General features: G+C 58.2%; 13 protein-coding genes and 1 pseudogene. 9 read left to right on the forward strand and 5 right to left on the reverse strand.

Annotation, left to right across the window (positions count from 1 at the left end; translation table 11 throughout):
* Positions 1–17: 17 nt before the first annotated feature.
* Positions 18–1,064 (reverse strand): NAD-dependent epimerase, encoded by a 1,047-nt coding sequence (locus ACIQY3_RS00955; protein WP_403016352.1) that lies wholly within the window; start codon positions 1,062–1,064, stop codon positions 18–20.
* Positions 1,061–2,410 (reverse strand): UDP-glucose dehydrogenase family protein, encoded by a 1,350-nt coding sequence (locus tag ACIQY3_RS00960; RefSeq protein ID WP_403016354.1) that lies wholly within the window; start codon positions 2,408–2,410, stop codon positions 1,061–1,063. The genes ACIQY3_RS00955 and ACIQY3_RS00960 overlap by 4 nt, the downstream gene beginning before the upstream one ends.
* 389 nt (positions 2,411–2,799) lie before the next feature.
* Here ACIQY3_RS00960 and ACIQY3_RS00965 point away from each other — a divergent pair, with 389 nt between their 5' ends.
* On the forward strand, positions 2,800–4,497 hold the full coding sequence (locus ACIQY3_RS00965) for a sulfatase-like hydrolase/transferase (protein WP_403016355.1): 1,698 nt from the start codon (positions 2,800–2,802) through the stop codon (positions 4,495–4,497).
* A 119-nt stretch (positions 4,498–4,616) separates the two neighbouring features.
* On the opposite strand, the gene ACIQY3_RS00970 is transcribed toward ACIQY3_RS00965, so the two are convergent.
* Positions 4,617–5,522, reverse strand: a complete 906-nt coding sequence (locus ACIQY3_RS00970) for a YncE family protein (protein WP_403016357.1) — start codon at positions 5,520–5,522, stop codon at positions 4,617–4,619.
* A gap of 185 nt (positions 5,523–5,707) precedes the next feature.
* Here ACIQY3_RS00970 and ACIQY3_RS00975 point away from each other — a divergent pair, with 185 nt between their 5' ends.
* The 8 genes from ACIQY3_RS00975 (at position 5,708) to ACIQY3_RS01010 (ending at position 13,241) form a co-directional block, all read left to right on the forward strand.
* The gene (locus ACIQY3_RS00975; protein WP_403016359.1) at positions 5,708–6,376 is read left to right on the forward strand and encodes an ABC transporter ATP-binding protein; all 669 of its coding nucleotides are present in this window, start codon (positions 5,708–5,710) and stop codon (positions 6,374–6,376) included.
* Between the two features lies 1 nt (position 6,377).
* Positions 6,378–8,849, forward strand: a complete 2,472-nt coding sequence (locus ACIQY3_RS00980; protein WP_403017613.1) for an ABC transporter permease — start codon at positions 6,378–6,380, stop codon at positions 8,847–8,849.
* A complete protein-coding gene (locus ACIQY3_RS00985) occupies positions 8,839–9,894 on the forward strand; it encodes a lipocalin-like domain-containing protein (RefSeq protein ID WP_403016361.1) in 1,056 nt (351 codons plus the stop codon). The genes ACIQY3_RS00980 and ACIQY3_RS00985 overlap by 11 nt, the downstream gene beginning before the upstream one ends.
* A gap of 62 nt (positions 9,895–9,956) precedes the next feature.
* On the forward strand, positions 9,957–10,199 hold the full coding sequence (locus ACIQY3_RS00990; protein ID WP_403016364.1) for a hypothetical protein: 243 nt from the start codon (positions 9,957–9,959) through the stop codon (positions 10,197–10,199).
* Between the two features lie 11 nt (positions 10,200–10,210).
* Complete coding sequence (locus ACIQY3_RS00995; protein ID WP_403016367.1) at positions 10,211–10,378, forward strand: hypothetical protein; 168 nt, start codon at positions 10,211–10,213, stop codon at positions 10,376–10,378.
* An 86-nt stretch (positions 10,379–10,464) separates the two neighbouring features.
* Positions 10,465–11,049, forward strand: coding sequence for a hypothetical protein (locus tag ACIQY3_RS01000; protein ID WP_403016370.1), 585 nt, complete (start codon positions 10,465–10,467; stop codon positions 11,047–11,049).
* A gap of 333 nt (positions 11,050–11,382) precedes the next feature.
* Positions 11,383–12,204 carry a VanW family protein gene (locus tag ACIQY3_RS01005; RefSeq protein WP_403016373.1) on the forward strand — a complete coding sequence of 274 codons (822 nt, stop codon included), beginning with the start codon at positions 11,383–11,385 and terminating at the stop codon, positions 12,202–12,204.
* 62 nt (positions 12,205–12,266) lie between these two features.
* Positions 12,267–13,241: a tetratricopeptide repeat protein gene (locus ACIQY3_RS01010; RefSeq protein WP_403016375.1), complete on the forward strand. Its 975-nt coding sequence runs from the start codon at positions 12,267–12,269 to the stop codon at positions 13,239–13,241.
* A gap of 272 nt (positions 13,242–13,513) precedes the next feature.
* Here ACIQY3_RS01010 and ACIQY3_RS01015 read toward each other — a convergent pair whose 3' ends face one another.
* Positions 13,514–13,855, reverse strand: coding sequence for a hypothetical protein (locus ACIQY3_RS01015; RefSeq protein WP_403016377.1), 342 nt, complete (start codon positions 13,853–13,855; stop codon positions 13,514–13,516).
* A gap of 28 nt (positions 13,856–13,883) precedes the next feature.
* Positions 13,884–14,105: pseudogene (locus ACIQY3_RS01020) on the reverse strand (hypothetical protein); the annotation flags it as partial.
* Between the last annotated feature and the right edge of the window lie 157 nt (positions 14,106–14,262).

Raw genomic sequence — 14,262 nt, forward strand, 5'->3', positions numbered from 1 at the left:
TCCTCCGCTTGTAGCTCTCAGCCCTGTAGCTCAGCCGCAAGCGGCGCATGGGCGTGCAATGGGTAGTAATCGCGGAACCAGGCGACGAACCGGCGAAGGCCCTCGTCGAGCTCGATGCGCGGGTGGAAACCGGTGTCACGTTCCAGTTCGTGGACATCGGCGCAGGTGTTGAGCACATCGCCCGGTTGCAGGGGAAGCAGCTCGACATTGGCTTTGCGGCCCAGGTGTTTTTCCATCAGGGCCAGGTAATCCTTGAGTTCCACCGGGTGCTCGCCACCGATGTTGTAGATCCGCCACGGTGCCATGCTGCTGGCCGCGTCCGGTTGCTCGCGATCCCAGTCCGGCGTGGTGCCCGGTGGCTGATCGACCAGGCGGGCGATGCTTTCGACGATGTCGTCGATGTAGGTGAAGTCCCGTTGGTGCTGGCCGTAGTTGAATAACTTCAACGGGCTGCCCTCGACGATGGCCTGGGCAAAACGGATCGGCGACATGTCCGGCCGACCCCAGGGCCCGTAGACCGTGAAGAAGCGCAGCCCGGTGCTGGGAATGCCGAACAGGTGGCTGTAGCTGTGGGCCATCAGCTCATTGGCTTTCTTGGTGGCTGCGTACAACGACAGTGGGTGATTGACGCCGTCATGGGTCGAGTAGGGCGTGTGCTGGTTGGCGCCATACACCGAGCTGGACGAGGCGTAGATCAGGTGCTTGACCGGATGGTGACGGCAACCTTCGAGGATGTTCAGGAACCCGCTGAGGTTGCTGTCCAGATACGCCTTCGGGTTATCCAGCGAATAACGCACGCCGGCCTGGGCGGCGAGGTGAATCACCGCATCCGGTTGCTCATGGGCAAACAAGGCTTCGATGGCCGGGGCGTCGGCCAGGTCTATTTTTGCCAGGGGAAAACTGCCGACCTGTTCCTGCACCCAGCGCACGCGATCGTGCTTGAGTTGCGGGTCGTAGTAGTCGTTGAAGTTATCCAGCCCGCAGACCCGGTGCCCGTCGCGCAACAGCCGCAACACACAATGGGCACCAATGAATCCCGCCGCTCCCGTCACCAGAATCTTCATGGGCGCAGACCCTCCGGAACGATGTGCCGAAGGCCGATGCCGCTGTAATGCAAACCGGCGGCGGCAACCTGTTCCGGGTTGTAGAGGTTGCGTCCGTCGATGATCACCTTGGAGCGCAACTTGCTCGCCAGTAGATCGAAATCCACCACGCGGAAATTCTTCCACTCGGTGCAGATCACCAACGCGTCGGCGTCTTCCAAGGTGTCGTCGCGGGTGGCGCACAGGTGCAGGTCATTGCGATAGCCGTAGATGCGCCGGCATTCGGACATGGCTTCCGGGTCATAGGCCTGCACACTCGCGCCTTCGGCCCACAGCGCATCCATCAGGTAACGGCTGGGCGCTTCACGCATGTCATCGGTGTTGGGTTTGAAGGCCAGGCCCCAGACCGCGATGGACTTGCCGGCCAGGCCTTGAGGGAATTGGGCTTTGAGTTTGCTGAACAGGATGTGCCGCTGCGTGTCGTTGACCTCAGTGACGCTGCGCAGCAAACGCAACGGCATGCCGTTGTGTTCGGCGGTGTGCAGCAGGGCGCGCAGATCCTTGGGGAAGCACGAACCGCCGAAGCCGCAGCCGGGGTAGATAAAGTGATAACCGATGCGCGGGTCCGAGCCGATGCCTCTGCGCACCGCTTCGATGTCGGCCCCCAGCAGTTCGGTGAGGTTGGCCAGTTCGTTCATGAAGCTGATGCGGGTGGCGAGCATCGCGTTGGCGGCGTACTTGGTCAGCTCGGCGCTGCGGTTGTCCATGAACATGAGCTTTTCATGGTTGCGGCAAAAGGGCGCGTAGAGTTCGCTAAGCTGATTGCGGGCGGTTTCGTCGTTGGTGCCGACGATGATCCGGTCCGGGCGCATGCAGTCGGCGAGGGCGCTGCCTTCCTTGAGAAATTCGGGGTTGGACACCACCCGTACGGCCAGTGCTTTGCCCCGGCGTTGCAGTTCTTCGTTGGCGGCTTCGGCAACTTTGTCCGCGGTACCGACCGGCACGGTGGATTTGATGATCAGGGTGCGATCGGCTTCCATGAAACTGGCGATCTGCCGGGCCACGTTCAGCACATGGCTGAGGTCGGCGGAACCGTCTTCATCGGCTGGCGTACCGACCGCAATGAAGATTAATTCGGCATGTTCGACCGCGTCGCTGGCCTGGGTCGTGAACAACAAACGGCCGGCCTTGATGTTCTCTTCCAGTGTTCCGGAAAGTCCAGGTTCACTGATTGGTGGAACTGCCTGTTGCAACTGCTTGATCTTGTTCGGATCGATATCGACACACAGCACGCGATGTCCGACATCAGCCAGTGCCGCTGCTTGAATCAGGCCAACGTAGCCCGTACCAAATACGCTCACGTCCATATTGGCGTGCCTCGTAAGACGGTGGAAAGATCAGGAATTAGACTGTCAAAAGGGGTATAGCCCAGCCTCGGCAATTCGTGTCAGCAAAATGACATGTTGCAATGCTAGAACACCCCCGATTTTGGGGGCGATTGGCCATCAAAGGCTTGCTGCTGCTGGTTTCGCCGCGGTTTTGACGGGTTTTTCACATTTAGAAGAAAACGATAAACGGTCGAGAGGCTTGAATTACAAGGGCTGTAGCGCCTTGAGTGTGTCAGATTTGAGTCAACGTTTTTTTGACGCTTTTCAGAAAAGTCGGGCATTTCTTGCGGTTTGATGGCCCGGTGCTAGTGTCAAAAAATGGCCGACAATCTATTGGCCAGATACCTTCGACGAGCAGCGTAAATACTATGATTCGATATTTAAAAGAACTGCTGTTAGTTCTCTATTTACTGAAGAGTTACGACTATTACCTTGATCGCTTGAATGCCATGGGTATTGGTATTGCGCTGCTGTTATTCGGCGGGATGTTCGTGGTGCTGACGGTGGCGCTGTTCATGACCGCGTACATCCGCCAGACGCTGATTAGACATCTATTCGCTATAACGCTGTTTGTGTCGGCAGTGTTCTTTGACGTTTATACAAAAGTGACCGCCGATTACCTGACTTACAGCAGCTTCGTGTCGTTGGTGTATTCCGGCGGTTTTATCCAGGAGGCGGCTTACCAGTACCGGGATCCGCTGATCAGTGGTCTTCTCAGTGGCTTGTTGTTGCTGTTCGGTATCGGGCTCAAGCCGCGTCGGCCGTTGCCATTACCGGGGGCATTGCTGGTGTCGGCGCCCGTGCTGGGGGTGTTGTTGCTCAGCGCGGTGCTGTTCGTGCGGGCCGGCGAGGGCGCCCGGGGCCTGCCAATCATGTACACGCCGCTGGCCTACCTGAACCTGTTTGCCTATGAGTCGCTGCACAACACTGTCGGCCCGCGTGAGCCGGTGAAACTGGCGCGCAACGATCAACCGGTGAGCCACGACATCGTGCTGATCATCGACGAGAGCATTTCCGGCAACTACCTGGACATCAACGCGCCGTTCGGTGTGCACAGCAACCTCAAGGAAGCGCGCCCCGGCGTGGACATCTTCAATTACGGCTACGCCGCGTCCATCGCCAATTGCAGCGCCGACACCAACGTCACCCTGCGCTACGGCGGCACCCGCGCCGACTACATGCGCATCAACACCACGCTGCCGTCGATCTGGCAGTATGCGAAACAGGCCGGGCTGCGCACCGTCTACATTGACGCCCAACGTACCGGCGGCAACCTGCAAAACCTGATGAACAATGCCGAGAAAAAAGACATCGACGAGTTCGTGCAATTCGACCAGACCAGCGTGCGCGACCGCGATATGGCGGCGGCGACAAAGCTGATCGAACTGCTGAATGACGACAAACCGGAACTGGTGGTGATCAACAAAGTGGGCGCGCATTTTCCGGTGCACGACAAATACCCGGACGCCTTCATGGCCTACCGCCCAACCTTGCCCCGCGGGCAGTTTGTCGAAGTGGCGGACACTGGCAAGCGTGACGGTTTCAATGGCCAACCGGACGATTGGGTGCTGTACCGCAACGCCTACAAGAACACGCTGCTGTGGAACGTCGGGGAGTTTTTCGCGCGGGTGTTTGCCCAGGCTGACCTGAGCAATGCGCTGCTGATCTACACCTCGGACCACGGGCAAGACCTGCATGAACGGGGCAATCCCGGACTCAATACCCACTGCGGTGGCGATCCGGTGGAGGAGGAAGGTCTGGTGCCGCTGGTGGTGATTCAGGGCAGCGCCTTGAAGACCCTGGACTGGTCGGCGCAGTTGGCCGCGAACAAGGATCGCTCCAGTCACTACAACATCTTCCCGACGCTGTTGCAGTTGATGGGCTATGACCTGGCGGGGGTTGAGGCGGTGTATGGCAAGCCGCTGAGTGTGGCGACGGCGGATGAATTCACCTTCAACTACCGCTTCAATGCACGGCTGGGGGCCAAGCCGGAGTGGAAGCATATTGATCTGAAGACCATCGTCACGCCGGGGCAGGCGGCGACGAGTGTGGCGGCGGGGCAATGAGGTTTTTATTGGCTTGAGGGCCTCTTCGCGAGCAAGCCTGCTCCCACAGTTGAAATGCATTTCCCTGTGGGAGAGGGCTTGCTCGCGAAGAACGATAACGCGGTGACATGGCCGTCCATTTAGCCCAACGCAATCACCCACACCGCATTCCCCGAAGCATCACACAGATACAGACGCCTCCCGTCAGCGCCGAACACCGGACTCTGCGGATACTGTCCCGCTTTGAAGCGACTGATGACCTGCCACGTCTCGGTGTCGATAATTGACACGCTCCGGTCCGCCGCACTGCAACAACACACCAGGCCGCCGTCCGGGCTGAGGGTGAAACCGTGGGGCAACGCCGGGACGGGCAACAGGTCCACCACGTCGTAGTTCGACAGATCGATCTTGGCGACCACACCTGCGGTCGTCCGATAGGGAACATACCCAACATCCCCCGCAGGGCCGAGGACGAACTCTTCAAAAGGCTCGGGCATCGACAGGACGGTTGTGATCACGCCAGTCGCCGTATTCATCACCTTGAGTTCATGGTGCAGGTAGTCGCAAAGGAACAGGCGCCCGTCATGACCGAGGGCCGCGGCACTGGTCAATGAACCGGTGTCGAAACGGTCGAGCTGTTTTGCGGCCAACGTATCGACAACGCACACCTGGTTGTTGGTGTTGATGTAAATCCGGTCACACTCGGCATCGATCGCCATCGCATGTCCTTCGCTGGCAGCGATTTCGCCGATGATTGTGTGTGCCTGAACATCAACCACCACCAGTAGCGGTTTGCCCAGCCCGGACACATAGGCCCGGGTTCCCGTGGGATCAATGACGATGGCCAGCGGTTGGATCGGCAACGGTATGACGGCGCTCACGCGAAGGGCAATGGTGTCGATCAGCGACAACGTGCTGTCCTCGGTGTTGCAGACGCAGGCGATTGAGCCGTGGACGGCCAGCGCCAGGCTATTCGGCTCACGACCGACCGCGATAATCCCGATGACTATCGGCTTGCGCAGGTGCTTGCCAACAGAGGTATTCATGGTCCTGGCACCTACCCTGTGCAACGCCATGGTGCAATGGGGGAACCGTCCTCGGTATCAGAGCTCCTTGAGCGCGTTATTAGATACCCGCATTTGATCGACCGCTACTGTAAGAATTAACAGGTAGTCTATGGACTCAGGCGAGTCCGCTATCCTTGCACCACGCTCATCAATCAGGTTTTCCCATGCTTCAGGTCCAGGGCGTCTTCAAAAGCTATGCAACCCCCCAAGGTCCGCTGCCGGTGCTGCAAGGCATCGACCTCACGTTGAAACCCGGCAGCAGCCTCGCGCTGATGGGCGAGTCGGGCAGTGGCAAAAGCACCTTGCTGCACCTGATCGCCGGGCTGGACAAGGTCGATCGCGGCAGCATCAGCAGTGGCGAGCATCGGCTGGACCAGATGAGCGAAGGGCAACTGGCGAACTGGCGGCGCACGGAAATCGGCCTGGTGTTCCAGCAGTTCAACCTGATCGGCAGTCTGCGGGTGGAGGACAACCTGGCGTTCCAGGCCCGTCTGGCCGGGCGCCACGATGCCCGTTGGCAGGCGCATCTGGTGCGGCGTCTGGGCCTGGGCGATTTGCTGCGGCGCTATCCGGAGCAACTGTCTGGTGGCCAACAGCAACGGGTTGCTCTCGGCCGGGCCCTGGCTTCGCAACCGAAGCTGCTGCTGGCGGACGAGCCCACCGGCAGCCTTGATGAAGCCACCAGCGACGAAGTCTTGAAGTTGCTCCTGGAACTGCTCGATGACACGCCGACAACCTTGTTGATGGTCACTCATAGCCCAAGGGTCGCCGCGCGTCTGGCTGAAAAAGTGGTGTTGCACCGTGGTCGCCTGGCTGGCGCGGACGCGCGCTGAGGTGCGGGTCTTTCGCGAAACCTTGCGCGCGCTGCTGAGCCATTGGCGCCAGCACCCGGTGCAGTTTTTCAGTGTGTTGACTGGATTGTGGCTGGCTACCAGTCTGTTGACCGGGGTGCAGGCGCTGAACAGTCAGGCACGGGAAAGCTATGCCCGAGCCAGTCAACTGATCGGCGGCGAACCCCAGGCCAGCCTGAGTGCGCCCGGTGGCGGGGTGTTTTCCCAGCAATTGTTTGTTGAGCTGCGCCAGGCAGGTTGGCCGGTGTCGCCGGTGCTGCAAGGTCGGTTGACCCTCAAGGGCCACGACGATCAGCGCTTGCAGTTGATGGGGATCGAACCGGTGTCGCTGCCCGCCGGTTCGGCAGTGGCGGGGCAAGCGCTGGCCATGGAGCGCATCGTCGACTTTTTCAGCCCGCCGGGCAGCACCTGGATTGCGCCGCAGACCTTGCAAACCCTGGGTTTGCGCGAGGGTGACACACCGGTTTCGGAGAGCGGGCAGACCTTGCCTCCACTGCATGCCCAGCCCGAAATGGCCCCTGGCATGTTGCTGGTGGACATCGGCTTCGCCCAGCAGATCCTCGGCTTGCCGGATCAACTGTCGCGTTTGCTGCTGCCCAAGGATTTCTCCGCGACTGTGCCCGATCACCTCAAAGGCCAACTCCAACTCAAGACCCGCGGCGAAGAAAACAACCTCGCGCGTCTGACCGAAAGTTTCCACTTGAACCTCGATGCCCTAGGCTTTCTGTCGTTCGTGGTCGGCCTGTTTATCGTGCACGCGGCAATCGGCCTGGCGCTGGAGCAACGCCGAGGTTTGCTGCGAACCTTGCGCGCTTGCGGGGTCAGTGCGCGGATGTTGATTGCTTGCCTCACGGTCGAATTGGGAGGCCTGGCATTGATTGGCGGTATTGCCGGCGTCGTCAGTGGTTATCTGTTGGCGAGCGTGCTGTTGCCGGATGTCGCCGCCAGCCTGCGCGGGTTGTACGGCGCCGAAGTGGCGGGGCAGTTGAGCTTGAGTCCGCTGTGGTGGCTCAGCGGTGTCGGTCTGAGCCTGCTCGGTGCGTTACTGGCCGGCGCCAACAGCCTGTTGCGCGCGGCGCGTTTGCCGTTGCTGGCACTGGCCAATCCGCAAGCCTGGCATCAGGCCCATACGCGGTGGTTGCGACGACAGGGTTGGGTGGCCGCGATGGCGGCGCTGATCGCGCTGCTGGCGTTGATCTGGGGCGACAGCCTGGCCAGCGGCTTTGTGCTGATGGCCGCATTGTTGCTCGGCGCGGCACTGGCACTGCCGGTGCTGCTCAACACCGTGCTCAATCTGGTGTTGCGCCGCAGTCGCACAGTGCTCGGTCAATGGTTTCTCGCCGACTGCCGTCAGCAACTGCCGGCCCTGAGCCTGGCGCTGATGGCGTTGCTGCTGGCGCTGGCGGCGAACATCGGGGCCGGCAGTATGACCGCCGGTTTCCGCCAGACGTTCAGCGACTGGCTCGAACAACGCTTGACCGCCGAGCTCTACCTCAACCCGCAAAACCCGGCCCAGGCCCGGGAGCTGCACACCTGGCTCAAGCAGCAGCCGCAGGTCACGGCGGTGCTGCCCAACTGGCAAGTGTCGATCCAGTTGCAAGGCTGGCCAGCGGATGTCTACGGCGTCATCGATCACCCGAGCTATCGCCAGCACTGGCCGCTGCTGGAAGCCCTGGGCGACAACCCGTGGGAGCGCCTGGCCAAGGACGACACCTTGATGCTCAGCGAACAACTGGCGCGGCGCTTGAAGGTGCAACTGGGCGATCACCTGACGATCCCGACGCCCAACGGTTCGTGGTCACCGCGGGTCGTCGGCGTCTACGCCGACTACGGCAATCCCAAAGGACACGTGCTGGTCAACGTCAACCACTTGCTGCGCGGCTGGCCGCAACTTACGCCGAATCGTTTCAACCTGCGCATCGATCCGGCGGCAATCCCGCCGTTCCTTACCGCACTGCAAAATCGCTTCGTCCTCGACGACAGTCGCATCGTCGATCAGGCGCGGCTCAAGGGCTGGTCCACCCAAGTATTCGAACGCACTTTCGCCGCCACCGCCGCCCTCAACAGCCTGACCCTCGGCGTCGCTGGCGTGGCGCTGTTCATCAGTCTGTTGACCCAGAGCCAGAGCCGCCTCGGCCAACTCGCGCCGCTGTGGGCGCTGGGCGTGACGCGGCGGCAATTGATGCTGCTCAACCTTGGGCAAACCTGGTTGCTGGCCGTGCTGACGCTGATTCTGGCGTTGCCTTTGGGCATCGCGCTGGCGTGGTGCCTGGACACGGTGATCAACGTCCAGGCTTTCGGCTGGCGCCTGCCGCTTCGGGTGTTTCCGCTGCAATTGCTGCAGTTGATGGGCTTGGCACTGCTCGCCACGCTGTTGGCGTCGGCGTGGCCGCTGTACACGTTGTACCGCACCCAACCGGCGGATCTGCTGAGGACGTTTGCCCATGAGGATTAAAGTCGGGCTGCTGATGCTTCTGGCGTTGTTGAGCGGCTGCGATAACTCGGCGCCGGTGGAGAAGGGCTTTGCGGGCCTGGGCGGGGAGGCTGCCGCGTTTACCCCGGTGGTGCCCGGTCGCGTGTTCAGCTTCCCGGCGGATCATGGGCCGCACGATGGATTTCGCATCGAATGGTGGTACGTCACCGCCAATCTCAAGGACGAGCAGGGGCATGAATTTGGCGTGCAATGGACGTTGTTTCGCAGTGCGTTGAAAGCGACGCCCGAGGTGGCCGGTTGGGGCAATCAGACGATCTGGCTCGGGCATGCGGCGGTCACCTCTGCCACGGTGCATCATGCCGCTGAACGCTACGCCCGGGGTGGCGTAGGGCAGGCCGGGGTGGACGTGGCGCCGTTCAAGGCGTGGATCGATGATTGGCGCTTCAGCGGTCCTTTGACGGACATGCAACTCAGCGCCCGGGACAAGGGGTTCAGCTATCAACTGCGGCTGGTTTCGTCCCGTCCGTTGGTGCTGCAAGGTGATAAAGGTTTCAGTCAGAAATCCGAACAGGGCCAGGCGTCGTACTACTACAGCCAACCGTTTTTCCAGGCCAGTGGTTCGCTGGAAATCGATGGTAAAACCTACACCGTCAGCGGCCCGGCGTGGCTCGACCGCGAATGGAGCAGCCAACCCCTGACCGCCAACCAGAGCGGCTGGGACTGGTTCTCCCTGCACCTGGACAGCGGCGAACAGGTGATGCTCTACCGCATGCGGCAAAAGGACGGCGCGCCTTACCTCACCGGCACCTGGATCGACGCCCAGGGCCAGACGCAACTGCTGCGCGGCGACGACTTCAGCCTCACGCCTGGGGATACGGCCAAAGTCGCCGGAAGATCAATGCCAGTGCGCTGGGCGATCAAAATCCCCGGCAAACGCCTCGACATCACCACTAACGCGCTTAACCCGAATGCGTGGATGGATTTGCGCATTCCTTATTGGGAAGGGCCGGTGCGGTTAAGCGGTAGTCATGCGGGGCAGGGGTATCTGGAAATGACGGGTTATTGAGTCGGAACTCTGGGCAGAACGGCGTCCTCCTACGTTATGAAGCCCGTTTAATGGAGCCCGTCATGAGCGACGACCTCAAACCCCCAGATCTCGCCACTTGGCAACGTTTGTTCGACGACAAGGCCTATTGGCAGCAGTCCCCCGACGCCCATTACACCGAATTGCTGCGGGTGGCCGACGACTTGCTGGGGCAGGGCGCCATCGACCTTGAACAATGGCAAACCCTGAAAGCCAAGGCCGAGCAATCCCACAAGGATTCGCCCGCCATCAATGTCGCCCGGGAAGTCGATGACCCCGAAGCCTGAGGAACACTGCGATGAAACCAATCACCGAATCCGAACACCCCGACGAACCCCGGCCACCGGGCGAAGTCGAGCGCGACAACGACGCCCTGCGCCCCACCGATCCCAACAAACGCAAGGAAAACAGCAAGGGCACCGACAGCGGCGAATCCACCGCGCAAGAAACTGCGAACACTCCCTGAACAGCGTCTATGCTCATCGGCACGCACGGAGCGGAACCTTGATCCAGAGCCGTGCGCTGCCATCAACCACAGGGAATGTACTGTTTATGAAATTCAACGCATTGGCCCAGGCCATCACCCTCGCGACACTCCTGTCCGCCGCCAGCCTCAGCGCCATCGCTGCTGACATTCCACTGTCCGCCGCTGTAGAAGCCGATCAAGTTACCACCAAAGTCCTGGCCGTCGATGCCGCCAAACACCAGGTTGTCCTGGAAGGCGCCGAAGGCCGTCAGGTCCATGTACAACTTAGCGACAAGGCCAAAGACCTCGGCAACCTGAAAGTCGGCGATCAAGTTAACGTCGAAGTCACCCACTCGGTGGCCGCCTACCTCGACACCGACGTCGACAAAGGCCTGCCAGGTTCTACCGAACGCACCGGCGACATCCGCGCCACCAAAGACAACCCCAATCCCGGCGGCGAAGCCTTCCGCCAGGTGCAAGTGCAGCTGAAAATCACCCATATCGATACCAAGAAAAACCAGGTCACCTTCGAAAACCCGGCCGGCCAATCGAAAACCGTCGACGTTGTGAAACCTGAAGTCCAAGCGAAACTGAAGGATCTGAAAATCGGCCAGAGTGTTGTCGTGACCTACACCGATATCTTGAAAGTGACAACTCAACACGAAAGTTGAGTATTGGCTCTATATAGAGTGATTATTCTTGTACAGATTCTTGTATAAGAATAATCGCTTTTAATGTTCTGGTTGGTGAGTTTGATGTATGTAAGTTGGATATCGATAAATATCCAGTGAAGTTGTGTGCATAAATTTCATGTGCATGTATACGGACATATTCATCGACTTATATTAAAATGCTCCCCGTTCGCCCAGTGTCAGGGCTCTTTACCGGTGCATGGATTGCCAGGCCATTACACTGGGCGAACACCTTCTTTTAAGTGCAATACGTTAAGATGCGCGGCATTTTTCAATTCAAGGAAGAAAACGGCCGCCGCCGTTCTGATACGAATGAAACCACTCTCCCTCTACCACCCGGCCCTCTACTGGCTGCGCGTGTGGCAAAAACGACTGTTCCGCCAACTGGCCTGGCGCTTCTCCCGCAAACCTTACGCTTTGTTGTTGAACACCGATTCCCGGTTGCCGTTTCGTTACCTCAAACACACCTCCAAACTGATCCGAAAACTCGGCGATTCTGATATTGCACTGCAACATAACAAAGTCATTAACCTGAAATTGGCCGTGGCCTCTGTGGATGGCGTGGTCATTGGCCCAGGTGAGTATTTCTCCTTCTGCCGGTTGGTGGGCCGACCGACTCGCAAACGCGGATATGTCGAAGGCATGGAATTGTCCTTCGGTGAGGCGCGCACAGGCATCGGTGGCGGGATCTGCCAACTGAGCAACCTGATTCACTGGATGGCCATTCACTCGCCATTGGTGGTGGTTGAGCGCTCCAATCACAGCTTTGATCCGTTTCCCGATGAGGGAAGAGTGCTGCCATTCGGCTCCGGGGCGGCGATTTTTTATAACTATGTTGATCTGGTTTTGCATAACCCGACGGGTCGTTGTTTCCAGTTGAAATTGAAGGTGGGTGAGCAGCAGTTGGAAGGGGAGTTGTTGTGTGACCAGGTGAGGGCGTTTCGGTATCACGTTTATCAACGGGGGCATCGGTTTGTACGAGAGGATGGACGGGTGTTTCGTGAGAATGAGATTTGGCGGGATGTGAGGACTAAGGGGCAGGGGAGTGAATTGGTGGGGAGTGAGCGGCTTTATCGGAATCGGGTGGTGGTTAAGTATTCTATAGAAGAGGCGCTTCTCGAGGCTTCGCCATAGTAAAACCACAACAATATTTTTGCTGAGTCAGCAATGAAATCGGATAACAGGGAAGTCATTTTATGAACTACAACGCAGCGTTTTTTAGAGTAACAGGCGCGACACTTGCTGCTCTCTTTGTAACGTGCAATGCCTGGGCGCTCGAACCCAGTCAACTCTTTACAGAGATGAAAAAGGGAGTGTGCGCGCCTAATGCCGAACTCTTACATGAGCAAGCAGTGAATGGCGTCGTTGAGGCGGAATTGGAATTCGGTCGTGCAATCAACGAGAACCTTTGCGGTGTGGTCGAGACTTTTTCTCCAGGTATGCCGGACATGTGGTTCCGTAGAGCCGCTGAGAAAGGCAATGCTGCTGCCCAAGCCGAACTGGGCCATCAACTCGCCGGAAACTGGACAGTAGAAGGCGAAGACGAAGGTGTTTACTGGTACCTCAAAGCCGCCGAGCAAGGCAACGCCAAGGCTCAGTTCGGCCTTGCCCAGATTTACCACCGTGGGGGTAAGTCCATTAAAAACCTTCATGATATGGATAAAGCGTTGCGGTACTACAACGAATCGGCAGCGGGAGGCTATGTCATGGCTTACATGCTGTTGGGTTATATTTATGAGGAAGGTAAAGAGGTCGACAAGGATGAGGTCCTTGCTGCCAACTGGTTCCGTAAAGCGGCAGAAGCGGGTGATTCCGCAGGGCAACGCAATTTCGCCGACATGCTCGTAGAGGGGCGGGGTGTCAGTCGTAACGATGCCGAAGCATTTTCCTGGTATCGCAAATCGGCAGCACAAGGTAATGAATACGCCCAATATGACATGGCGCAGATGCTTGAACAGGGGCGCGGAACTGCCCGTAACGAACGAGAAGCCGCCACGTTTTACCTCAAGGCTGCTGAGGCGCAGGTTGGAAAAGCGCAACTGGCATTGGGAAAAATGTATGCGCGGGGTCGCGGAGGGTTGGCCAAGAGCAAGGCTAAAGCCGAGTTTTGGATGCTCAAGGCTGTAGATCGTGGGGCACCAGGGGCTGAGGAAGAACTTCAAAAGCTTTGATTGGACTGGTGTTTGTTTGGAAGTAGTAAAAAGCAAAATAAAAGGGCGATCTTAGATCGCTTTTTTATGTGCGGTTTTTGTTCGTATCATATTTCCAGTTTGTTTAAAGCTTTGGGGGGCGCCCTGTGTAGCTCCTCCTGAGTTACCGTTTTTTCTGTTTGTATTGTTCTGGTTTTTATTTAGGCCATTTGTCTAAAGTAAGGTCATTATATTTTTCTGAATACTTCTTACGCCTCTCCAAATGTCATAGGGTTTGGGGGGAGGTTGGGAGGTTATTTTTCGTCTGTCATTACGAAGTGGTTCGGGCTGGTCCAGGAGATCTGTCTGAAGCCGGCGCTGAGCAGTCCAAGGTCCCTCAGGTATTGGAATACTTCGGCGGGGGACCACTCTCTGCCGCTCGAGAAGCACACATCCAGTGTTCGTAGTTGAGTGAAAATAGTCGCTTTAATTTCGTTATTCGGGGTTGGGATGTTGTACTCGTCGACGTCTGCCTTGGATGAAAAGCCGAGGTTGAGTAGTGCACTTTTCAAGGATGAATCAAGTGTTTTTACGCGAATGTAATTACCGTCTGCATGGGTGACATAAGCTTTGACTGAATAATGGGTGTTGGTCACTTTTAACTCTTTTATAAATGTGCATTGCTTCTAGAATCATAGGCTCGTCGTTGTAGCGGTAGTGTTCGGCCTCACCGGCAGCGTTCTTCGCTTCAATCAGACGATGTTGCGCGTCGTAGCTATAGGTGACCAACGTCTGGATGGTATTCCGGACGTCCTCCAGATTGTCCGCAGGCAAGAATTGTTGGTGGTCGACGGCGACAATGTGTTTGCGGTCGTGACGCAAGAGCAGGGCACGACCAGCACCGTGGGGTCACCCATACATGTACAAAAGGTCGTCGATCAGCTCAAGCTCTTGTTGAGTGAACTGCACCTTGTTGTACCGTCGGATGTCCTCTAGCACACCTCTAATCGGGACTTGTCGTGATGGGTCCTGAACGATTTCGATCAGACGGTCGTAATCGGGA

The sequence above is a fragment of the Pseudomonas sp. NPDC096950 genome (assembly GCF_044762525.1).
Taxonomy (GTDB): Bacteria; Pseudomonadota; Gammaproteobacteria; order Pseudomonadales; family Pseudomonadaceae; genus Aquipseudomonas.